At 57.0% G+C, this 23,046-nt stretch carries 20 protein-coding genes and 1 pseudogene; 16 read left to right on the top strand and 5 right to left on the bottom strand.

What is annotated here, in order from left to right; genetic code table 11:
* Positions 1-21: 21 nt before the first annotated feature.
* From K1558_RS14220 to K1558_RS14205, 4 genes are all read left to right on the top strand, one after another.
* Positions 22-1,359 (top strand): 5'-deoxyadenosine deaminase, encoded by a 1,338-nt coding sequence (locus K1558_RS14220; protein ID WP_238652242.1) that lies wholly within the window; start codon positions 22-24, stop codon positions 1,357-1,359.
* A gap of 368 nt (positions 1,360-1,727) precedes the next feature.
* Complete coding sequence (locus K1558_RS14215; RefSeq protein WP_238652241.1) at positions 1,728-3,626, top strand: LTA synthase family protein; 1,899 nt, start codon at positions 1,728-1,730, stop codon at positions 3,624-3,626.
* Between the two features lie 8 nt (positions 3,627-3,634).
* Complete coding sequence (wsfD, locus tag K1558_RS14210) at positions 3,635-5,050, top strand: glycan biosynthesis hexose transferase WsfD (protein ID WP_238652240.1); 1,416 nt, start codon at positions 3,635-3,637, stop codon at positions 5,048-5,050.
* Between the two features lie 113 nt (positions 5,051-5,163).
* Complete coding sequence (locus K1558_RS14205) at positions 5,164-5,337, top strand: aspartyl-phosphate phosphatase Spo0E family protein (protein ID WP_238652239.1); 174 nt, start codon at positions 5,164-5,166, stop codon at positions 5,335-5,337.
* Positions 5,338-5,717: 380 nt separating this feature from the next.
* Here K1558_RS14205 and K1558_RS14200 read toward each other — a convergent pair whose 3' ends face one another.
* Entirely contained in the window at positions 5,718-6,485 is a 768-nt protein-coding gene (locus tag K1558_RS14200) for an AAA family ATPase (protein ID WP_238652238.1), read from the bottom strand.
* 236 nt (positions 6,486-6,721) lie between these two features.
* On the opposite strand from K1558_RS14200, the gene K1558_RS14195 reads away from it, so the two are divergent.
* The 11 genes from K1558_RS14195 to K1558_RS14145 all read left to right on the top strand — a co-directional run bounded on the left by K1558_RS14195 (position 6,722) and on the right by K1558_RS14145 (position 17,823).
* Positions 6,722-7,810 (top strand): CgeB family protein, encoded by a 1,089-nt coding sequence (locus K1558_RS14195; protein WP_238652237.1) that lies wholly within the window; start codon positions 6,722-6,724, stop codon positions 7,808-7,810.
* A gap of 34 nt (positions 7,811-7,844) precedes the next feature.
* Positions 7,845-8,978, top strand: a complete 1,134-nt coding sequence (locus tag K1558_RS14190) for a CgeB family protein (protein WP_238652236.1) — start codon at positions 7,845-7,847, stop codon at positions 8,976-8,978.
* Positions 8,979-9,201: 223 nt separating this feature from the next.
* Positions 9,202-10,689: a glycosyltransferase gene (locus K1558_RS14185; RefSeq protein WP_238652235.1), complete on the top strand. Its 1,488-nt coding sequence runs from the start codon at positions 9,202-9,204 to the stop codon at positions 10,687-10,689.
* Positions 10,690-10,774: 85 nt separating this feature from the next.
* Complete coding sequence (gene wecB / locus K1558_RS14180) at positions 10,775-11,869, top strand: non-hydrolyzing UDP-N-acetylglucosamine 2-epimerase (protein ID WP_238652234.1); 1,095 nt, start codon at positions 10,775-10,777, stop codon at positions 11,867-11,869.
* Complete coding sequence (locus K1558_RS14175) at positions 11,859-12,845, top strand: polysaccharide biosynthesis protein (RefSeq protein ID WP_238652233.1); 987 nt, start codon at positions 11,859-11,861, stop codon at positions 12,843-12,845. Before wecB ends, K1558_RS14175 begins: the two co-directional genes overlap by 11 nt.
* A complete protein-coding gene (locus K1558_RS14170) occupies positions 12,842-13,681 on the top strand; it encodes a dTDP-4-dehydrorhamnose reductase family protein (RefSeq protein ID WP_238652232.1) in 840 nt (279 codons plus the stop codon). The genes K1558_RS14175 and K1558_RS14170 overlap by 4 nt, the downstream gene beginning before the upstream one ends.
* Positions 13,678-14,676 carry an NAD-dependent epimerase/dehydratase family protein gene (locus K1558_RS14165; protein WP_238652231.1) on the top strand — a complete coding sequence of 333 codons (999 nt, stop codon included), beginning with the start codon at positions 13,678-13,680 and terminating at the stop codon, positions 14,674-14,676. Before K1558_RS14170 ends, K1558_RS14165 begins: the two co-directional genes overlap by 4 nt.
* Entirely contained in the window at positions 14,676-15,392 is a 717-nt protein-coding gene (locus tag K1558_RS14160) for a glycosyltransferase family 2 protein (protein ID WP_238652304.1), read from the top strand. The genes K1558_RS14165 and K1558_RS14160 overlap by 1 nt, the downstream gene beginning before the upstream one ends.
* 66 nt (positions 15,393-15,458) lie before the next feature.
* Positions 15,459-16,034: a class I SAM-dependent methyltransferase gene (locus K1558_RS14155; RefSeq protein WP_238652230.1), complete on the top strand. Its 576-nt coding sequence runs from the start codon at positions 15,459-15,461 to the stop codon at positions 16,032-16,034.
* 26 nt (positions 16,035-16,060) lie between these two features.
* Positions 16,061-16,783 (top strand): glycosyltransferase family 2 protein, encoded by a 723-nt coding sequence (locus K1558_RS14150; RefSeq protein WP_238652229.1) that lies wholly within the window; start codon positions 16,061-16,063, stop codon positions 16,781-16,783.
* The gene (locus tag K1558_RS14145; RefSeq protein ID WP_238652228.1) at positions 16,780-17,823 is read left to right on the top strand and encodes a glycosyltransferase family 4 protein; all 1,044 of its coding nucleotides are present in this window, start codon (positions 16,780-16,782) and stop codon (positions 17,821-17,823) included. Before K1558_RS14150 ends, K1558_RS14145 begins: the two co-directional genes overlap by 4 nt.
* Before the next feature lie 84 nt (positions 17,824-17,907).
* Here the strand turns inward: K1558_RS14145 and K1558_RS14140 are convergent, their stop codons facing one another.
* The gene (locus tag K1558_RS14140) at positions 17,908-18,972 is read right to left on the bottom strand and encodes a glycosyltransferase family 4 protein (RefSeq protein ID WP_338019696.1); all 1,065 of its coding nucleotides are present in this window, start codon (positions 18,970-18,972) and stop codon (positions 17,908-17,910) included.
* 195 nt (positions 18,973-19,167) lie between these two features.
* Between K1558_RS14140 and K1558_RS14135 the strand changes: the two are divergent.
* A pseudogene (locus K1558_RS14135) lies at positions 19,168-19,878 on the top strand (YhcN/YlaJ family sporulation lipoprotein); the annotation flags it as partial.
* A 340-nt stretch (positions 19,879-20,218) separates the two neighbouring features.
* Here the strand turns inward: K1558_RS14135 and nagA are convergent.
* The 3 genes from nagA to K1558_RS14120 are packed head-to-tail and all read right to left on the bottom strand — an operon-like array spanning position 20,219 to position 23,006.
* Positions 20,219-21,412 carry an N-acetylglucosamine-6-phosphate deacetylase gene (gene nagA / locus K1558_RS14130; protein WP_238652225.1) on the bottom strand — a complete coding sequence of 398 codons (1,194 nt, stop codon included), beginning with the start codon at positions 21,410-21,412 and terminating at the stop codon, positions 20,219-20,221.
* Positions 21,400-22,128, bottom strand: a complete 729-nt coding sequence (nagB, locus tag K1558_RS14125; RefSeq protein WP_238652224.1) for a glucosamine-6-phosphate deaminase — start codon at positions 22,126-22,128, stop codon at positions 21,400-21,402. Before nagB ends, nagA begins: the two co-directional genes overlap by 13 nt.
* Complete coding sequence (locus tag K1558_RS14120) at positions 22,128-23,006, bottom strand: MurR/RpiR family transcriptional regulator (protein ID WP_238652223.1); 879 nt, start codon at positions 23,004-23,006, stop codon at positions 22,128-22,130. The genes nagB and K1558_RS14120 overlap by 1 nt, the downstream gene beginning before the upstream one ends.
* Positions 23,007-23,046: the final 40 nt, after the last annotated feature.

The following is a 23,046-nucleotide window of genomic DNA, read 5'->3' as shown; positions in this document are numbered from 1 at the left end:
ATCAGCCAGGAGGAGAAGACAATGGCCAATATCCTGATCAGACATGCGGAGATTATTACAATGAACAAACAGGAGGATATCATCCACGGAGACATCCGTATCAGGGATAACCTGATTGTGGAGATCGGGAGCGGCCTTGAAGCGCAGGGGGACGAGAGGGTAATCGACGCTATGAACCGGACGGTGATTCCCGGCTTCGTACAGACCCATATTCACCTGTGCCAGACCCTCTTCCGCGGGAAAGGGGATGATCTGGAGCTGATGGACTGGCTGCGCAAGCGGATCTGGCCGCTCGAGGCGGCGCATGATGAGGATTCCCTGTATTACTCTGCAATGCTGGGCATCGGAGAGCTGATCACCAGCGGGACAACAACGATCGTTGATATGGAGACCGTTCATCACACGGATTACGCCTTCCAGGCGATTGCCGCAAGCGGCATCCGCGCGTTGTCCGGCAAGGTGATGATGGATCAGAAGAACCCGGAGGCGCCAGCGGCGCTCCAGGAGGAGACCGCAGCTTCGCTGCAGGAGAGTGTGGATCTGCTGGAGAAGTGGAACGGTTACGGGAACGGCCGGATTCAGTACGCGTTCTCGCCGCGTTTTGTGATCTCCTGTACGGAGGAGCTGCTGAGGGAGGTGGGCAGCCTCTCGGCCCGCTACGGGGTTAAGGTGCATACCCATGCCTCGGAGAATCCGGGGGAGATCGAGCTGGTGCAGGCGATGACCGGGATGCGCAATGTCGTCTATCTGGATCACTTGGGACTGGCCAATGACCGGCTGATTCTGGCTCACTGTGTGTGGCTGGATGCGGAGGAGAAGCGGATTCTGCGGGAACGCGGCGTCCATGTCAGCCATTGCCCGGGCTCCAACCTCAAGCTCGCCTCCGGCATCGCCGATACCCCGGGAATGCTGCAGGAGCATATACATCTCAGTCTGGGGGCAGACGGCGCGCCGTGCAATAATAACCTCGATATGTTCAATGAGATGCGTCTGGCGGCAATCATCCAGAAGCCGGCGCATGGCCCTACGGCGATGGACGCCAGGAGCGTATTTCGGATGGCCACCATCGGCGGGGCGAAGGCGGTAGGCATGGAGGAGCAGATCGGCAGCATCGAGGTCGGCAAAAAAGCGGATCTGGCGATCCTCAATCTCTACAACTTCCATACGTTCCCCTCCTATGATGTGGACCCGATTTCGCGGATTGTCTATTCCGCCACCCGTGCCGATGTGGAGACAACCATCGTGGACGGTGAGATTCTGATGGAGAAGGGGCTGCTGAAGACGGTCGATAAGGAGGTTGTGCTTCGTGAAGCCAACCGTTCGATTACCAGACTGCTGGGGAAGACGCGGTTGGCTTGAGCGGGAAGGGCGGGTTGCCAGACTAATGTAACGGAGAATGGATCTATAACTGTGCAGGGGACTCCGCTCCTCTGCTTTTTTGTTGCTGTGAGGTGTAATCGAAAAACCGACCACATTGGACAGGCGTGGGCTGTGGAGCATTGTGCAGGGGCGTGGGATGAGCAGGCACGAGGGTACGCAAGCCGCAGTGCTGTGTTTTCTGAAAAATGAACCTTTTCACCCTCTGAATGGTTTAGTAGTATGGCCCTCTTTTGATTCCTTTTACAAGTATTGCTATACTAGAGCAACGTGAGCTTTTTACAGAAACAAGGAATTCTTCTTACACAACTATTCACAACTATTAATGAAGAGAGTTAGAGGGGATTGTAATGAGAGAGGGCAAACCTGCGTCTTGGCAGGCTCATTTCTATGTCGTGGCGGGGCTGGTCTGGCTGAAGCTGCTGCTCCTGCGGATGCTGTTCTTTGAGCGGATTGCCTGGCAATGGATCGCGGCAGATCTGGCGCCGGTGCTGCTGCTGATGGGCGTGCTGGCTGTCATTACCCCAAGGCGGATGAAGAAGGCGGTCTTCTGGGGTTTTAACGGCCTGATGTCGCTGCTGCTCTTTGCCGCCAGTGTGTACTTCAATCACTTCGGTTCTGTCCCGACATACCTGGCGCTCTACGAACTGAATCAGGTCTTCCAGGTAAAAGAGAGCGTGGAATCTACGATTGAGCTGGTGGATTATTTGTTTTTTGCCGATCTGGCCGTTATTCTGCTCTATTCGCTCTTCCGCAGATGGAAGCAGGGACCGGCGCTGTACCGGAGCAGTCCGCCCTCACGGTTGGCCCGGCAGATCTACCAGGTTGTATGGCTTGCAGGAATCATCGGCGGCGGCCTGCTCTCGGTCTATTCGATCCAATCGGCAAGGGGGATCACCAATGAGCTGGTCCAGGCGGAGAGCGCCGGCTTCCTGAATTATGAGGTGGTGGCAGCGATTAAGACCCGGGAGGATAACGGTCTAATCGGCACCGGAGATATTCAGGAGACGATAGCGAAGGTAAGGGAGCTGGAGGCAGCTTATCCCTATCAGATCCAGGCAAGCACAACTGAACCGAAGTATTTCGGCTCGCAGAAGAACAAGAATGTCATCATCATCCAGCTGGAGGCGTTCCAGAACTTCCCGCTGCATCAGAAGCTGGAGGGCCGGGAGCTGACACCGGTGATGAACCGTCTGGCGGACGAAGGCTTTTATTTCCCGCATGTGTATCAGCAGGTCGGTCCGGGCAATACCTCCGATGCAGAGTTCATGAGCAATACTTCAATCTACCCGATTGCCACACTCGCCATGTCCACCGGCTTCGGCGACCGGGAGCTGCCCGCACTGCCGCGCCTTGTAAGAGATCAGGGGTATGAGGCTTATACGTTCCATATCAATAAGGCGGGCTTCTGGAACCGCAATAAGCTGTATCCCGCCCTTGGCTTCAACGGGTATTATGACAAGCCGGCGTTCAAGAATGACCACTTCAATAACTTCGGGGCCTCCGATGAGCAGCTCTACGCCACCGCTGTGGAGAAGCTGGCTGCGCTGCAGAAGAAGGGGACGCCTTACTATGCCCAACTGGTCACCGCCTCCAGCCATCATCCGTTCCGGGTCCCGGACAGCTTCAGGAAGCTTGAGGTGCCGGAACGGCTGCAGGATACGATGCTGGGCGATTACCTGACGGCGGTGAATTATACCGATTATGCGATAGGCACGCTGATTGACGGCCTGAAGCGGGAGGGCATGTGGGAGAACACTGTACTGGTGCTGTACGGCGACCACTTCGGCCTGCAGCCGAAGGATGTTCCGGCGGAGCAGGTGGAGGAAGCGCTCGGTATCCAATACGATGACCGGATCAGCCGCTTTAACATCCCGCTGATTATTCATGTGCCCGGCATGAACCAGGGGCAGGTGGTGGAGCGGACCGGCGGACAGCTTGATGTGCTGCCTACTGTGGCCAATCTGCTCGGAATCTCGCTGAAGCAGGAAGGCTTCACGGCGTTCGGGCATGATCTGCTCAATATTGACCGCAATGTTGTGGGCATGCGGTATTATCTGCCGACAGGCTCGTTCTTCAATGATGAAGTGATGTTCGTGCCGGGGACAGGCTTCGCGGACGGCGAGGCATTCTCGCTGGATACGTATGAGAAGGTAGAGGATTTCAGTAAATACCAGAGTGATTATGACTATATCCTGAAGCTGATGGGCTTATCGGATCAATATGTGAAGCTGCTGCCGCAGCGTTAGGAGGAGCTATGAGACAACGGTTCAAAGCGGAGTATCTGATCGCCCTGGCTGGCTCCGTTCTTATTATTTATTTGCTGTTCACAGGACCATTTAGAGGCGTAGCCGACAATGGCGATTTCCTGCGGATGATGAACACGATCGGGCTGAATTACCTCGATGCTGCGGAGAGTTATGCTGACCGCTTTTTCAGCTTCAGCCATTCCGGATTTGCCTATGATGATCTGTTCCGGGGCTTCTACCCCTCCTCGCAGATTCTGGTGGTGCTGGTGCCGCGGCTGATTGCCGGGCTGGTGCACGGCAGTTATTTCGATATCCGCATTCTGGCGGCTGTCTACGGCCTGCTGCTGCTGGCGGCAACCTGGCTGATTGTCAAGGTGGGGGCGAAGGCTTCTTATGTAACCGGCCTGCTGCTTGGGGCAGCGGTGCTGTTCGTTTTCTATGATATCGGCTATCTGGCCTACTTCAATTCCCTGTTCGGCGAACCGGTGTCCATGGTCTTCATGCTGCTGACGTTCGCGCTGGGTCTAAGACTGGTGAGCCAAGAACGGCCAACTCCGCGCAGCCTGGTGCTGTTCTTCGTCGCCGTGCTGTTCCTGGTCTGCTCCAAAATCCAGAATGCGCCGGTCGGTCTGGCCTTTGCCCTGATCTTCCTCCGCCTGCGGATGCTGAATGGAACAGGCAATTGGCGCAAGCTGGCGCTCACGCTGGCCGTAAGTACTGCGCTGGTGTCGGTTATCATGTATGCGGCCGCGCCCAAGGAGCTGAAGCATATCAATCTCTACCAGACGGTATTCTTCGGAATTCTGAATGAATCGCCGGATGTGCGGGGGGACCTGCGCGATCTGGGCTTGCCGGAGCGTCTGGAGGTGCTGGCGGGCACGAACTACTTCCAGGGGGATACAGCCATTAAGCAGGATGATCCGTCATTGATTCCGGATTTCTATGACCGGGTCTCGCATAAGGATGTGCTGTTCTTCTATCTGAAGCATCCGGTGCGGCTGCTGGACAATATGAAATATGCTGCCGAGAACAGCATGTCGATCCGCCCCTATTATCTGGGAAGCTATGAGAAGAGTGAAGGCAAGCAGCCGGGAGCCGTAGCGGGGATCTACAGCGGGTGGAGCGAGCTGAAGAACAAGCATCTGCCGCATTCCCTGGGCTTCCTAGCCATATTCTATCTGGTATATTATGCCGGAGTGCTGTACCAATACTTCCGCAGCAAGGAGACAGCCGGGCGGATAGCCGGAGAATTAATGATGCTGCTCGGCCTGATCGGGCTGTTCTCCTTCCTTGTTCCGATCCTTGGCGACGGCCGGGCGGATATCGGCAAGCATCTGTTCCTGTTCAATGTCAGCTTCGATATGATGGCGGTGGCCATGTTCGGCTGGGCCGTGCATAAGCTGGTCCTGGTGCTGAAACAGTAGTCCTGTCCAACCGATTGATTGACCCATAGCGGATTATAGAATACAATGTGTTTGGAACTTTAGTACAAGAGTGGAAATGGCTTGAAACAGCCTCATCCTATAAGGGGGCCGCTATGGGAAATGATGAACACAAGCATAAGATTGAACAGGCGAGGCAGGAGCTGAACAGACTGGCCCTGGAATACGGGATGCAGGATGATCGGGTGCTCCGTCAATCGGTGAAGCTGGATGCGCTCCTGAACGAGTATAGTGATTGCAGTGCAGAGAAGGATGATTCGCTTTATTAGAGAATAAACCAGAAGCTATGCCAATCCCAAAGACACTTTGACGGTGAATACCGCAGAGTGTCTTTTTTAATTGGTTAGCAAATTAAAATTACCTTGTACCTGCGGGTAAATACCGGTTCCGCAACGAATGTAGCCGAAAAAGCGACCACATTTGGTGTGGCAGCGGCGCGTGGGCTGAATGTGGTCGAAAAAGCGACCACATAGGGCGTGGTAGTGGCGCGTGAGCCGGATGTGGTCGAAAAAGCGACCACATTTGGTGTGGCAGTGGCGCGTGAGCCGGATGTGGTCGAAAAAGCGACCACATTGGGCGCCGCCGTTGGAGTGATGTGAGGTACTGCCACCTATGTTGCTCACCCGTCAGGGGGGCGAAGGGTTGCGAGTTAGTCGCCCAGCAGCTCGCGCAGCATCTTCCGACGGTCTGTCATGAACGCGCGGGTCACCGAATAATGCTCCGTATCCTCCAGCGCCACCGGTGTAATCTGTTCCCCCTCCAGCAAGTAGATATCTGCCCCAGGATAAGCCATGAGAATCGGTGAATGGGTCGCAATGATGAACTGTGAATGCTGCTTCACCAGCTCATGCATCCGTGCCAGAAGCGACATTTGCCGCACAGGAGACAGGGCCGCCTCCGGCTCGTCCAGAATATAGAGGCCCTGTCCCCCGAAGCGGTGGACGAAGGTGGCGAAGAAGGATTCTCCATGCGACTGCTCATGCAGCGATTTCCCGCCATAAGAGTCTTTGACCGGCCTTCCCGCGGACGGGTCCTCATCCAGCTCATCAATATAAGAAGCCACATTGTAATAACTCTCCGCCCGCAGGAAAAAGCCGTCCTTCGGCCGTCTTACCCCTCTAGCAATCCGCAGATATTCATAGAGACCCGAATGCGAGGCACGGGTGTTGAATGAGAAGTTCAGCGTACCGCCCTCCGGGTTAAAGCCCCAGGCTGCCGCGATCCCCTCCAGCAGTGTTGATTTGCCGGATCCGTTCTCCCCGACCAGAAAAGTGACCTGTTTCTCAAATACAAGCTTCTGAAGCGTACGAACCACGGGCAGCTTAAACGGATATGTCCCGAAGGAAGGGACCTGCTCCCGCAGCAGCTCCGCATGACGGAGGTACAGCGCCGGGCTGTAGATTGAACTTGAATTCATGACCATATTCCCCCTCGGTAGGCTCTCCTCCCGCGAACGGTTATTCCTCTAATTGTAAATGATTTCTGCGGACCCCGCAAAGAGCGTGGACAAACGGCAAGGGTTCGGGCCAAGCGGGCGAAAGACAGGGGGCATCTGCCAATTTCAGCGCAATACAGACAGATGTCCATGAGGCGGATGCTGACTCCGCATATAGTACTACTGTCTTGAGAATACGACGGGGCAGGGTGAGGGCCGTGATAGCAAAAAAGAGAAGCGGACATCCGCGCGATTACCGGGAGGGTTATCTGCAAGGATACCATCTCGGCCTGTGTGAAGCCGTCAAGCGCATGAGTACCCCTGAGGTGGGAGTGTCCCGGCCGCTAAGGCTGATGTATGTCCCGCAGGGGTTTCAGGCAATTGACACCGGAATGGCAGAAGCGCTGCGCCAACTGGTAAGCGAACTGATTATCTGTTCTCCGGAAACGATGCTGGAGGTGGCGGCGAGAGAGTCGCCGGAAGCGGTGCTGGTGATGAACGGGCTGCATGTGTTCCCTGAGAATCATCTGGAGCAGATTGCCGCAATCCGGCAGCTGGGTATCAAGACGGCGATCTGGTTCGTGGATGACCCTTATTTCACAGAGGATACCTCGGTCATCTGCAGGCACTATGATTATGTGTTTACGCATGAGCTGAATTGTGTGGAATTCTACCGTTCCCTTGGAATGACCTCAGTGCACTATCTTCCGCTGTGCGTCAATCCGAAGATGTTCTACCCCCGCCGGACCGGGCCGCAGTATCACTACGATGTGGTCTTCATCGGCAACGCCTTCCGCAACCGGACGGAGCTGTTCGATCAGCTGGCCCCGTACCTGCGCGGCAAGAAGGTGCTGATTGCCGGCGGGTTCTGGGAGCGGCTGAACTGCTACCAGGAGCTGTCGCCTTTTATCAAAAGCGGGTTCATGCCGCCGGAGGAGACCGCCAATTATTACAGCGGCGCGAAGCTTGTCATTAACATCCACCGCCCCTGGGAAGGCGGGCAGGATAACCGGAATACCTTCCAGCGTCCTTCCCTCTCCATTAATCCGCGGACCTACGAGATCAGCGCCTGCGGAACCATGCAGCTGACGGATATCCGCGGGGATCTGGGCAGCCACTATACACCGGGCCGCGATCTGGAGACCTTCGCTTCGGCCGATGAGCTGAAGCGCAAAATTGAATATTACCTGAATCACGAGAAAGAGCGCCGACAGTATGCGCTGCGCGGGCTGCGGACGACGCTGCTGCGCCATACGTTTACTTCGCGCCTGCCTCACTTACTGGGAGTTCTTACTGCGCAAGGGTGAAATTCAATCTGGATTATTAAAGGAGCGAATAGTTATGAACAACGAGTTTATTATGCCTGCCCCTCCATTGCCGCGGACCCCTGCGGAGGAGGAGAAGCTGCGGGGACGCCTAACCGGCTTCAAGACCGGCTACGATGAGGGTTATCTGCGGGGACGCCTGGCCATTCTGGACGGCCGGCCCGAAGAGCCTCAGCCAGTGCATAACATCCATGTGATGTACGTAGCTTCAGGCAAAGGTTACCCGTACTCTCCGCTGGATGAGGCGGTGCTCTCCTCACTCCAAAGACTGACGGCCCAGGTGACGGTTACCGATGTGCGCCAGAATCTGGTGGAGCTGGCTGCGGCCCAGCGCCCCGATCTCGTGCTGGTGCTGGACGGCATGGACCTGCCGCTGGAGCAGGTTGCCGTGCTGCGCGGCCAGGGGATCAGAACAGCCATCTGGCTTACGGACGATCCGTACTATACCGACTTCACAATTAAGATTGTGAACCACTATGACTATGTATTCACATTGGAGCGTAATTGCGTGGAGTTCTACCGGGGCCTCGGCTGCAGTGAGGTCCATTACCTTCCGTTCGCCGCCCACCGCGAGCATTACCGCCCGACGACCGGACGTTCGCCGATCAGCCGCGACGTCAGCTTCATCGGGTCGGCGTACTGGAACCGGATCAACTTCTTCCGCGATATTATGCCTGAGCTCATGAGCTATAACACGGTTATTAACGGGATCTGGTGGGACCGGTTGCCTGAAGCGCCGCTCTACGGTGACCGGATTGAGATCGGCAAGTGGATGTCTCCGCAGGAGACGGCGGTCGCCTACAGCGGCTCGAAGGTGGTCATCAACCTCCACCGCTCGCACATCGATGAGGCTGTCAACAATAACACGCTGATTATCCCGGCGGTATCGCCGAATCCGCGCACGTTCGAAATCGCCGCCAGCGGCACGCTGCAGCTCTGCGATGCCCGCGAGGATATGGGCTCCTTCTACAAGGTCGGGGAGGAGATTGACACCTTCAGCAGCCCCCGGGAGATGATGGACAAAATCCAGTATTACCTGACGCATGAGGAAGAACGCCGGGAGATGGCGCTGCGCGCCTTCGAGCGGACGCTGAAGGATCACACGTACAGCAAACGCCTGACCCAGATGCTGGGGATCATTTACGGCTGACCGGAGGAGGGACCCCTGCGGCCGGTGGGGGCAAAAATGTGCATTTGTACAGGGGTCAGATGTCGTGCCGGCCTCTTTGTCCCCCCAATATACTGGATTACCGGGCAGAGATGTTAGCCTGCCCTAGAGTAAGGCTTGGTAAAACTTAAGCTGATGCTTCGTAAAACTTTTAGGGAGGTGAATGGCTGCTCCACAGCCCCTCGCGGGGGAGCGCCGAGACACCATGGCCGACAAAGCTACCATTGTCCTCTTTTCCCATGTATCTAATACTCGCAGCATTACGGGTGCGGAGAAGCTGCTGTTGTTCTTCAGCCGGGAGCTGTCAGCTTACTTCAATTGTATCCTTGTAGCTCCGCAGGACGGGAAGCTGACACGTCTGGCCCGGAGCTACGGGATTGAGGTCCGGCTGATGTCGATTCCGCTGGTCTATGGAATGTACACTCCGTATGCGGGTCTTCCCGCCGATCTCCGCAAGCTTCAGGAGAGCGCGGATTACCAGGAGCTGTGCCGCTGGCTGGCGGTACAGTGTCCGGCCTTCATTATCTCCAGTACCTGTGTCCATGCCCTGCCGCCGATTGCGGCGAAGTCGCTGGGAATACCGGTGGTCTGGAAGATCTCCGAGAGAATCATCGACAATGAGTTCACTCCGCTGAGCGTAGATCTGATCCATCAGCACAGCGATGAGATTCTGGCGATCTCGCAGACGGCGGCGGCCTGCTTCCCGGACGATATCCGCGAGGGCAAGGTGACGCAGCTCCCCCCGTCCTGGAATGATGCGGATATGATGTTAGATGCCTGGAGCAAGCTGAGGGGCGAACGGCGGGGTGAGCTCGGGATTGCACCGGGGGAGCCGTTGATCGGTTATGTCTCTTCCTTCATTAATAAGGAGAAGGGGCTGGAGCATTTCGTCCGCATGGCCGCGCTGGTGCATGAGCAGCATCCGGCTACCCGTTACCTCGTTGTCGGGACTCCAGGCGATAAAAGCTATTATGACCGCTGTGTCCGCAGAGTGAAAATGGAGGGTCTGACCTCCCGCTTCCGGTTCGTCGGATACGAAGAATGTCTGCCCGCTGCTTATTGCGCCATGGATATTCTTGTCGTCCCCAGCCTGATCCGCGAAGGCTTCGGAATGACGGCATTAGAGGGCTATGCCTTCAGCAAGCCGGTTGTGGCCTATGATTCCGGCGGCCTGCGGGAGATTCTGATCGCTGCAGGTTATGCTGACCTGCTTGTGCCTGTGGGGGAAACCGGTCTGCTGGCCGAGCGGGTGAACGTTCTTCTGGCCGATCAGGCGCAGGCGGCGGCCATCGGCAGCCAGGCGCGGGAACGCATCTGGGCCGCTTACGGCCCGGCGGCTTACCGCGCCCGTCTGCAGGGCTTAGCGGAGAGATGGCATCTCCGCTATTGCCTCCACCCGCCGCAAGCCCACGGCGGCGAGGCCCTTCCGCCCGCAGCGCCGCCAGCGGGCGAAGAGTCACCCGCAGCTGCGCAGCCGCGGGAGCGTTCCGCCCGGCGCGCCTCACGGCTGCGGGCGGCGAAGCTGCGGCGCGGCAAGCTGCGCCGCTCGGCCAAGGCCCGTGCCGGCAAGCGCACGGGCCGCAGGAAGCGCGCGGCCGGCACCGCGCGCCGGAGGGCCAGCGGCGGCGGCAAGAAGCGCCGCGCGGGCCGGGCTGTGCGCCGCCGGACGAAGCGGCGGCGCAAGGGGGCTTAAGGTCCGCGCGCAATGCCGCGGACGGCACGCCAGAACCGCCTGCCCCCTGCAGAAGGGCAGGCCAACATCGAAGGGGAGTGAACCCATGAAGATCATGACGATTTTGGGCACACGGCCCGAGATTATCCGGCTCAGCCTCATCATCCCTCTGCTCGATAAGTATGCCGGGCGGCATGTGCTGGTGCACACGGGACAGAACTTTACCGCAAGCCTCAGCGGAATTTTCTTCGCTGAGCTGGGGCTCCGCGCACCGGACTATGTGCTGCAGGAGAAGCAGGCCGGACTCGGCGGGCAGCTTGCCGCCATGTTCGGCAGCCTGGAGGGCATCCTGCTTCAGGAGCAGCCGGACCGGATTCTGCTGCTGGGGGATACCAACAGTGCGCTGTGTGCCATTCTTGCCGAGCGGATGGGCATTCCTGTCGTTCATATGGAGGCCGGGAACCGCTGCTACGATCTGAGAGTACCGGAGGAGAAGAACCGCCGTGTCATAGATGCCGTCTCAACCATAAATATGCCTTATACCCAGCAGAGCAAAAGACATCTGCTCAGCGAAGGGTTCCCCAGCCAGCGGATCGTGCTGACCGGCAACCCTATTCATGAAGTCATTACGCATTATGAAGAGAGAATCGGGGGCAGCGGCATACTGTCCCGGCTTGAACTGACAGCAGGACAGTATCTGCTGGTGACAGCCCACCGGGCCGAGAACGTGGATGATCCTGAAGCCCTGCTCCAAATTATGTCCGGGCTGAACCTGGTGGCCGAACATTTCGGGCTCCGCCTGATCTGCAGCATCCATCCCCGCACACGCTCCAAGCTGACGGAGCAGTTCCCGCTGACCATGCACCCGCTGGTAGAATTCCATGAGCCGTTCGGATTTTTTGATTTCGTTCATCTGGAACGGCATGCCCTGTGCGCCATTACCGACAGCGGGACCGTTCAGGAGGAATGCTGCCTGATGGGCGTGCCCACTGTGACCATCCGCCGGACGACAGAGCGTCCGGAGACGGTTGATTGCGGCAGTAATATAGTGTCTGGTGTAGAGAAAGACAGCATTCTGCGCTGCACCGTGCTGATGACGTCGCTTAAGCCTGACTGGAAGGCGCCGGAGGGCTATCTGGCCCCCGATGTCTCGGATAAAGTAGTTAAATTTCTGCTTGGAGGGAACCTGCATGTTCAATAATAAACGGATTCTGGTGACTGGCGGTACCGGTTCCTGGGGGCATGAGCTGATCCGGCAGCTGCTGCCGCAGCATCCTGAGGAAATCATCATATTCTCCCGCAGCGAGTCTGCACAGGTAGCCATGAGCCGTGAGTTTGAGGATCAGCGGCTCAGCTTCATCATCGGCGATATCCGTGACAAGGAGGCGCTTGTTGCCGCCTGCCGCGGCGTCGATTATATCTTCCATCTGGCGGCGCTCAAGCATGTACCCGTCTGTGAAGACCAGCCGTATGAGGCGCTCAAGACCAATGTGGTCGGCACGCAGAATGTCATTGAAGCGGCGATTGCCAATCAGGTGGAGAAGGCGATCTACATCTCTACCGACAAGGCGGCCAATCCGTCGAACTTCTACGGCATGACCAAGGCTATCGGCGAGAAGCTGTTCGTCTATGCCAATCTGATCGGCTCAGGTACACGGTTCGTTACAGTACGGGGAGGCAATGTCCTGGGTACCAACGGCAGCGTCGTGCATCTGTTCATGAAGCAGATTCAGGATAAAGGGCAGGTGCGGATTACCGACATGAACATGACCCGGTTCTTCTTCACGCTGCGCGATGCCATTACGCTGCTGTTCAAGGCTTCCGATGTCAGCATCGGCGGCGAGATCTTCGTCATGACCATGCCAACCTGCCGGATTGTAGATCTGGCCGAGGTGCTGATCGAGGCTTCGGGCCGGAGTGATGTCACCATGGTGGAGGCCGGTATCCGGCCGGGGGAGAAAATCCACGAAATTCTAATGAGCGATTTCGAGAGCCAGACCACGGTTGTCTATGACGAGCAATATCTGGTCATCCTTCCTACCCTGGATATGCCGGAGCTGAAGGAGCATTACCGTTCATTCCCGCCGGTGTCCTTCAACAGCTTCAGCTCGGAGAACAATCTGATGGAGCGCTCCGAAATCAAGGATATCCTGATCCGGGGAGGGTTCCTCAAGTGAAACTTCTGATTCTCGGCGGAAATGGTATGGCAGGTCACATGCTGGCGGAGTACTTTCGCCGCCAGGGCAAGCATCACGTCTTCCATACAACCCGGGATAAGAATGACCTAGGCGGGTTGTATGTCGATGCAGATGACATCGCCGGCGTGGAGAAGCTGGTCGAGATCGTCTCCCCCCATTGCATGATTAATGCGATGGGGGTACTCAATCAATTCGCGGAACGGGACCGGATTGGCGCGTACCATGTCAACGGGTTCCTTCCCCACCGCCTGCGGCGGGCAGCAGATAATATCCAGGCCCGGCTGATCCATATCAGCAGCGACTGTGTGTTTGAAGGAACGCGCGGAGGGTATACCGAGGAGGACATCCCCGACGGTACATCCGTCTATGCCCTGACCAAAAGTCTTGGCGAGGTGCACGCTCCCGGACATCTGACCATCCGCACCTCGATCATCGGGCCGGAAATCCGCCAGGGCGGCATCGGGCTGATGGAATGGTTCCTGGCCCAGGAGGGCCGGGTGAGCGGATATGAACGCGTGATGTGGAACGGGGTTACCACTCTGGAGCTGGCCAAGGTGATCGATGCCCAGCTGGACTCCGGTCTCTCCGGGCTGATCCATCTGGCCCATCCGGAGCCTGTAAGCAAATACCGGCTGCTGCAGATGATGCAGTCGGTCTTCCATAAAGAGAATGTGGAGATTATTCCCGTGCAGGACCCGGTTCAAGACCGGACACTGGTCAGCACCCGGAGCGATGTAAAGGTGCAGCTTCCAGCCTATCCACGGATGCTTGAAGAGCTGGCCCGCTTCATGTACAACCGGGAGATGCCGACATGAAGGGGCGGCGGCTGCTGATTACCGGAGCAGCCGGCTTTACAGGCCGGCATGCCGCAGCTTATTTTGCCGGTGAGGGAGCAGAGGTAACCGCCGTAGTACGCCGCAGCACCGGGGAAGCTTCCCTGTTTCCCCCCGGCGTACAGTCTTATGTCTGTGACCTGGGGGACCGCCGGGCGGTTGCGGCCATGGTTGCGGCAATTAAGCCTGAACTTGTCTTGCATTTGGCCGGCAGGAATTCGGTCCCGGAGTCCTGGCGGGACCCGCTGCTCTATATGGAGACCAATGTTATGGCAACCCTGTATCTGCTTGAGGCGCTGCGTTCCCAGCCGGCCGGCCGTATTCTGGTCGCCGGCTCCCGGCTTAAGTACAGACCGGCCAGTGAGGTGCCTCCTCATCCATACAGCCTCAGCAAGACACTGGAAGAATTGGTCTCACTGGCCTGGGGAACCTTGTTCAAGCTGCCTGTCCTGATGGCAGAGCCCTCGAATCTGATCGGTCCCGGCCCGTCCACAGGCTTCTGTTCCCTGCTGGCCGGGCATATTGTACGCAGCGAAGCGGCTGCGGCAGCCGGCGAGGCTGCGCCTGCAGTCTTCCGGCTCTCTTCGCGCCAGGCCAAGCGTGACTTCTTGGATGTGCGTGACGCTGTGCGTGCGTATGGCTGTATTCTTGATGCAGGGGAGGCCGGCAGGATCTACCGCATTGATTCCGGCACGGAACACGGGCTGGGGGAGATCGCGGAGAAGCTGCTGGCCCACGCCGCTGTTCCGGTTCCTATGGATTGGGGACCTGAGCCGGTGGAGGCAGACCGGGGCAATGGCTCTGCGGCATCTGCCGTTCCGGCGGGGCCGCCTTCTGAATCTGTTAATAGAAAGATAACACCTGACGAATCCGCAGGCTCTGCTGTTGTTCCAGGCTGGAGGCCCGGAATCGGGCTGGACCAGTCCCTGGCGGATATTATCGGCTACGCAAGGGCCGGCAAGGAAGGAAGAATGTGATGAAGCCCAGAGTCTCCGTAGTCATTCCTTTTTATAATTGCCCTTATATAGAGCAGGCGCTGCAGAGCGCCCTGGCCCAGTCCTGGCAGCCTCATGAGATTATTGTGGTTGATGACGGGTCAACGATGCATTCGGAGCGCATTACCCCCTATCTGCCTTATATCAATTATCTGGGCAAAGCCAATGGAGGAACAGCTTCAGCACTTAATCACGGCATTGCCCATGCCTCAGGGGATTATGTGGTCTGGCTGAGCTCGGATGATATGTTCTACCGGGACAAAATCAACAACCAGGTTCTGTTCATGGAACAGAACCGTTTGCTGATCTCGTATACCAACTTCAACTATATCAACGGAAGCTCCCAGCTGACGGAGCTGAACGCGGCGGCGGTGTTCCCGAGCCAGCTTGATTATCTGCGCTGCTTCCTCTACGGGAATCCTATTAATGGCTGTACCGTCATGTTCAAGCGTGAGGTGTTCGGCGCGATCGGAATGTTCGATGAAGCCCTGCCGTATACCCATGATTATGATCTGTGGTACCGCGCGATTCTGAACGGGTATCCGCCGGTGATGCTCAACCAGTCCCTGACAGCCTACCGGAGGCACGAGGGGATGGGCACACTCAGGCATTACGATGTCATCATGGCGGAGGCTGCCGCGACCAGCGCCCGTTATCATGCTCCGCTTAGCGCCTTGATCGCTTCGATGGGCGGATAGATTCCGGCCAGCGGAAACGGGCAGGATGCTTAGACTGTAAGCAACTAATTCTCAGGAGGGAAGCCTATGTACCGGGAAATCGAAGTGAAGGACTTCCTGCCGGTCCTGCTGGAGCAGCTGAAATTCTCCGAGAGCATTCTGGATATCGGCAGCGGTACCGGTACGCTGCTGGAGCGGTATGAAGCGGCTGTTGTACTGGGACTGGATATTCACAGACCTTATCTGCTGCACCGGATGTATACATCTCCCCATATTATTCCCGTCCATGCCGATGCCGGGCATATCGATAAGCTGTTTCTGCCGGGAACCTTCTCTGCGGTCACTTTAATTGATTCCCTGGAGCATTTCCCGATGAACGAGGGTTCAGAGCTGCTGCGTAAGGCGGAGATGATTGCTGCGAACCGTGTGGTGGTATTCACACCCCGGGGCTTCTTCCCGCAGGAAGGAAAGGACCACTACAACCTGCACGGGGAATACTACCAGCGGCACTGGAGCGGCTGGGAGCCGGAGGATTTCCTGCAGCGGGGATATGCCGTCACTGTACTGAAGGGGTATCATCATGCCGAGAACCCCTCCTTCCGGGAAGCCTTTGGTGAGCATCACGCGCCGCTGGATGCTCTGCTTGCCTGCAAAACAGTCTAATATTGAATCGGGAAGGAGGCCGGCGCATGAGTTGGAAGACCAGGGTCTCGGTAGTGATTCCATTCTATAATTGTCCTTACGTGCATCTTGCGGTAGAGAGTGTACTGGCACAAAGCTACCCGGAGATCGAGCTGATTGTTGTCGATGACGGCTCTACGCTTCACATGGAGAAGCTGGAGCCGTACATGGGGAGGATCACCTATATCCGGAAGGCGAACGGAGGGACGGCTTCGGCACTGAACATGGGAATTCAGGCGTCCAGCGGAGCGTATTTTGCCTGGTTAAGTGCAGACGATCAATTTCATCCGGGCAAAATCATCCGGCAGATGAAGGCCATCCGCAGCTCCGGGACCTCCTTCAACCACACGGCTTATTATTATATCAATGAGAACGGGGAGCGTTTCTCCGAAATCGTCCGTATGCCGTCCTTCAGCAGGGCGGCTTTGATCCGGACTATGATGGCAGGCTGTCCGGTGAACGGCAGCTCGGTGCTGCTTGATATGAACATTTTCTCTTCCGTTGGTTTGTTCAACGAGGCTCTTCTGTATACCCAGGACTATGATATGTGGCTGCGGATCCTGCCGCACTTTGAGTGGTCCTATATTAATCAGCCGCTCCTGGACTACCGGATCCACAGCGGAATGGGCTCTGTCTTGTTCAGCGAAGGGCAGAAGCGGGAAATCGCCCTTGTCCAGACCAGACACCGGGAGGCATTGACACAGGTGCTGATAAAGGAGGAAGGGACGTGAGAATTGTCTTTGCAGTGCTGACGTTATCCAGAGGCGGCGCACAGCGGATGTTGACCGAGCTCGCCAACCGTCTGGCGGTCATCGGCCATGAGGTTGCTGTGCTGCTTCCTTCCAATGGAAGGGTAGAATATGAGATGAAATGCCCGATCATCACCGCGCCCGCGGAGGTGCTTATGGCAGATGATTTTCCCTACAGCGATGTGATTATATCCAATTTTTATACCACCGTTCCCGTTGCAGAGCAGGCCAGCAGACAGGGCAAAGGGCTGCATATCCGGCTGGCCTTGTGCTACGAACCAACCTTTCTGCCGGACAATGCGCTGTCCTTCGCTTCTTATCATATCACCCGCAACCTGATGGTCTTGTCACGCTGGCAGCAAGAGATGGTCCGGCAGAATCACGGCATTAAGGGAAGAATCGTACCGGTCGGCGTCAGTTCAGACTTCAGAAATATGCATCTGCGGGATGCACCGGGCAAGCCGCTGGTAATCTCGGCTATTATGCGGCGGCCGGAGGGGGGATTCGCAGGCCACCGTGAGCAGGATTATCTGCTGGAGCAGCTCGATATGGTGAAGCAGCTTCACCCTGAGGCGGTGATCTGTATCATGGTTCCTCCTGCTGAATATGCCGCCTCAGAGAGTCTGCAGACCAAGCTTGGCGTCGGGCGTTATCAGGTCCGGACACCCGGAAATGATGAGGAACTTGCTTACCATTATAATGAGACGGATATCTTCGTCAGCTCCAGCACCTATGACACGGGTTCATTGCCGGGGCTCGAGGCCATGCGCTGCGGCGCAGCATTGGTCACGCTATATTCCGGAGGCAACCGCGAATACGGCCTGCACCGGCAGAACTGCCTGATGTCCTACCGGTATGAGAACCGACTCGCTGTGGATGTGGATACACTCATCAATGACCGGGAGCTCCGGCTGCGCCTGGCAGCCAGAGGCGAGGAGGACTCCCGGCGCTTTACCTGGGAGCGGAGCGTTGCGGTCTTCCAGGCCGAACTGTTCGAGCTGGTATCGAGACAGGGCTTATGATTTATAGGCATAATTAGAAAACCTTCAACCCCGGGGCACTGATGGGATTGAAGGTTTTTTATGCGGAGCCTGGTGCTTTGAATTTTAAAAAATTGCGAAGGAGTTCATCATCTCACGGAAGGATTGGGCGTACCGGCCGGCGCCAAAATGGGTGATCATATGCTGGCGGCTCTGCTCACAGATCGCTACCCGCAGCGGAATGTTGTCCATCAGCTCCACAGCCTCATTTACCGCAGCCTCCACGTTACCGATGGGATAGAATTTGCCCGTAACATTATGGGTGATGAAGGAACGGACCCCGTCTGAATCTGTGCTAAGCACCGGACAGGAGCAGCTTGCTGCCTCGGCAACCGCATAACCGAATCCTTCAGTGACCGAGCTGGACAGAAGGAAGCCGCCGGAGCTGGCGATAGCGGAGTAATACAGCGGCATCATCTGATTAGGTATATTGGTGAATACAATGAGCCGGTCGTTTAATCCGAGCATATGAAGTTCTTCATTGAACTTCTGCTTCTGATCTTCCGAGGCCAGCGCCGGATCATGGAACATCCAGAGATGCAGTGCGGGCTTATGCTTGCGGAGCCGGTGGGCGATCTTCAGGTATTCGCTCCAGTTCTTATTGGGTTCCAGCCGTCCGACCCAGGCAATCACCGGATCAACGGGCTTCTCACCGGGAATAGGCCGGAAGGTATGCACATCAACCAGATTGGAAATAACATAGCGCTGCTGCCAGGGGCAGATTTCGATAAACAGCTCCAGCAGATGGTCTGTCGGAGGAATTAATACGGCGTTACAGAAGGCCTGCAGGAAGGGGACTGCTTCCGTAATTACACATCTGGCTTCGTCACGGGTTCCCAGCCCTTGCGACTCATAAATAATGATACCGCCGTAACCGAGTCTGCGCAGCCGCTCCAGCATGAAATAATCTGAAGTGACAATAATAGCGTCATAATGATGGGTATTGAGTATCGCTTGGATATCTTCATCCTGCGCTGTGATGAACACAGGGAAGCTTACACTGTTCTGGCTTCCAGTCCCGGGCATGAGATACAGCACATGGCATTCAATGCCATTCTGCTGAAGACTCTCGCACCGCAGCCTGTTCAGGGTCTCGACCCCGCCGCTCGGTACATAGAACGTAAACAACACCTTCAAGCTATTCCCTCCTGACATTAACCCTGCGGAAACACAGTCTGCTGTTCTATAGCATACGCAAGATTCCCTGATCCCGTGACTGGAATGGGGCGGTGCCTGCCAAATCCTTTCAGCATAGCTTCCCCGGGCCGGGGCCATGCTAATGGTTGTCACACCGCACTACATTATTCTGTGATAGGGGATGAATGAATGCTGCGATCGAAATGGGGGCTGTCAGTTTCTGCGGCCCTGCTGCTGGGCGCCATAAGCATCACCGGATGCGGTGCCAACCACTCAGCCAATGACGGAAACATGCAGACCAAAAGTGTACGGGGGACGGATGGACGCATTCACGTCAACGCTGTACAGAACAACCGGGCCGGAGCAGGAGACAATGACTTCGGCAGCATGGAAATCAGCCGTAAGCTGGCTGACCGGGTAGCGGCGATGCCGGAGGTCCGTTCAGCCAACGTTATACAGGTGGGCCGAAGTGTTTATGTCGCTGTCATGCTGGAGAATGCAGCGGGCGGTATGCATTCCCGGAATACAGGGGACATGACCGGAAGAGGAACAACGGCAGGGACTCCCGGAATGACGGGAACGGGCGGTTCTATGGCCGGTGTTCCAAAGAGCACGACGGGTACCGGTACTGTAGGCGGTACGGGGATGGCGAACTCCGGGAATTATAGTGTTAGCGGTAGCAACGGGATGATGTCCCGGGGGAATCCGGGCGGCAGCATCGGCACGCGCAGTGTGAACGATCAGGGAACCGCCGCACGGGATGCAGACACGCTGCCCGCAGAGGTGAAGAGCAAGATTGCGGCAGAGGTGCACAAAGCAGACCGGAATATTAAGAATGTCTATGTCTCGGCGAACCCTGATTTCGTGGAACGGGCTGATTATTATGCCCGGGAATTCGGGGCAGGGCATCCGCTGAAAGGCTTTGCCAATGAGTTCCGCATTATGGTGGAGCGTATTTTCCCGACACACAGCGGATACTAAGCAGGCGGGCGGTGCCCTCGAATATAGCTAGTATTCCAGCGGAATATGAGGCTTATTCAGGTAAAAGGACATCGGCACTGCATGAAAGCGAACAGCCATGCTGGCCGGCGCTCCCCTTCAGACGGGCAGCGGGCTGCATGGCTGTGTTTGTATAAATATAAGAGTTTATATGTTGCACACGATAACTTATCCTTCTATTTCTCGCTGAAACGGTACCGTCCATTAAAAGGACGGCAAAGCCGTTTCCGCTTGTCATCTGTTATGATTCCAGCTTCCGCCCGCCAATCCAGACGGCGTGCAGATTCAGGTCGTTGTCGAGTTGCAGAATGTCTCCCCGCTTACCGGCTTCAAGCGATCCGATGAACCGCTCCATGCCCAGCGAAGCCGCTGGCGTCAGGCTGGCCGCCTGCGAGGCCTCCAGCAGACTGAGGCCGACGGTGCGGACCAGGTAACGGAAGCCGCTGATCATCGTCAGGGTGCTCCCGGCAAGTGCTTCGGGATGCTCCTTCAGCGTAGCGATGCCGTCTTTGACAATCACAGGCAGATCGCCGATGGCGTATTCCCCGTCGCTGAGTCCGGTTGCTGACATGGCATCGGTAATCAGCAGCAGGTTCTGTGCATTCTTCAGCCGGGCCACGATGCTGATGGCAGCCGGATGGACGTGGATGCCGTCAGCGATAATCTCTGCGCGGATTCTCGGCTCGTACATTACGGCTCCGGCGGCACCCGGCTTACGGTGATGCAGCGGCGTCATGGCATTGAACTGGTGGACAGCCTGATTCAATCCGGCATCTGCTGCGGCAATGACCTCTTCGAATTTGGCGTCAGTGTGGCCCAGTGCGGCAGTGATGCCGCGCCCCCGCAGCCAGCGGACCGCTTCCAGTGCGCCTTCACGCTCAGGAGCGAGCGTCACCTGGCGGATCATGCCCGGATACCGGGCTTCCCATTCTTCCAGCCATGCAATGTTTGCCGGAACGATATGCTCCGGATTCTGCGCCCCGGGCCACCGCTGGCTGATGAACGGTCCTTCCAGATGGACTCCCTCCAGCCGGGCATAAGGCATCCCGTCCTCACGGTTACGGTAAGTGTTCACTTCTGCAAGCACCTGGTCAATATCTGCCTTGGAGGCGGTCATGGTTGTAGCCAGCATGGAGGTGGTGCCATGAGAAGCATGAAACCGCGTAATGGTGTCGAGAGCATCGGTATCACTGTACATGAAATCATGCCCCGCCCCGCCATGGACATGGACATCAACGAAACCTGGAATGAACAGAGCCTCCGGCTCCCGGGTTACAGCCGGCCAGCCTTCATAAGCTGCGGGCAGCCAGGCGGCTTCTCCCGCATAGTGAATCAGGCCTTCCGAGATGGCGATGACCCCTTGCTCAACGACACCGGCAGGCGTAAGCACTCTGCCGTACAGCAGTTCCCCGGCAGCAGCGCCTATTTTAACCATTTGGCAGCTCCTTCATCCAGCAGCACAACCACATTCGGATGGCTCTGCAGCAGTGAGGCCGGGCACTGGGTGGTAATGGGCCCCTGTAAAGCCTGTTTGACGGCCTCAGCCTTCTCTTCCCCGCGGACCAGCAGCACAATCTGCTTCGCCTTGAGAATGCCGCCGATGCCCATCGTTACCGCCTGGCGGGGCACATCCTCCAGCCGGTCGAAGAAGCGGGCGTTGGCCTCCAGAGTCTCTTCCAGCAGATCGACCACATGGGTTCCGCTGCTCAGGCTGGCATCCGGCTCGTTGAAGCCGATATGGCCATTGCTCCCGATGCCGAGAATCTGCAGATCGGCCGGACCTTGCTCCTCCAGAAGCTTGTCATAAGCGCGGCATTCCGCATCCAGATCGGCCGCATTGCCGCTGGGAATATAGGTGCGGGCCGGGTCGATATCGATATGGCTGAACAGGTGCTCGTTCATGAAGCTGCGGTAGCTCTGCGGATGATCGGCGGGCAGTCCGACATATTCATCCAGATTGAAGGAAGAGGCTCTGGCGAAGCTGACCATGCCCTTGCGGTGCATCTCAACCAGCTTGGCATATACTCCGATCGGAGAGCTTCCGGTAGCCAGACCCAGAACAGCTCTGGGATTGCTCTGCAGCAGACTGGCAATGAGGTTCGCTCCGGTTGCTGCGAAGTCTTCTTCATGCTGAAATTTCAAAATATTCATTAGTTTTGACCTCCCCGTTTATGACGGTAATGTTGGACGTTCCGATAAGACTGCTCCAGCTTGGGGATGAATTCCCCAAACCGGGTGCTGACCATGCCGGTGAACAGAATATCAATGATGTGAAGCTGAGCGATACGCGAAGCCATATCCCCGCGCCGCATTCCCTGCTCCAGCGAGGAGGAGAACAGCGGAATATCGGCCAGTGCAGCCAGGGTGCTGCTGCCATAGGAGGTTAACGATACGGTAGCTGCACCGCTTGCTGCTGCGCAGGTTAAGGCATCGATGGTCTCCGGCGTTTCCCCGGAATAAGAGACAGCGAAGGCGACATCCCCGGCGGAGAGGGAAGACGCGGAAGTGATCTGCATATGGGAATCGGCAAAAGCGGTGCAGTTCACGCCAATGCGCACCAGCTTCTGGTAGAAATCCTGGGCCACGATTGAGGATGTCGCCATCCCGTACAGATCGACCCGGCGCGCCCGGCACAGCAGATCAATGACGCGCTGCAGCCGGTCCAGGTCCAGGAGCGAGGTGGTATCCCGGATGGAGGCCAGATGATTGGCCTGCATGGCTTCTACAATAACCTGCAGCGGATTGCCGGCCACAATATCCTGGTAGGAGGAGCTGCCATCCTGCGGAGCCCCGTCGCTGTGTGCCAGCTCCGCCGCCAGCTTGAGCTTGAAGTCGGGGAAGCCTTTGAAATGCAGGGCCTTGCAGAATCTTGTGATCGTCGCCGTACTGGTGCCGCAGGCTTCCGCCAGCTCTGTGATGCCCATGCGGACAATCTCCCCGGGCGAAGCCAGGATATGCTCCGCCAGCTTGCGCTCCGTTTGTGACAGCTTGGGCTTGCCGTGCTCCAGGGCGTGCAGAATAGGAGACAAACGCTCACCTTCCTTGCTATAGATTCATGTAGTTTTTACT

Origin of the sequence: Paenibacillus piscarius (assembly GCF_022234545.1) — a bacterium.
GTDB classification, from domain to species: domain Bacteria; phylum Bacillota; class Bacilli; order Paenibacillales; family Paenibacillaceae; genus Paenibacillus_AQ; species Paenibacillus_AQ piscarius.
The sequence above is the reverse complement of the archived record's forward strand: the minus strand, read 5'-3'. Positions and strand labels throughout refer to the sequence as shown.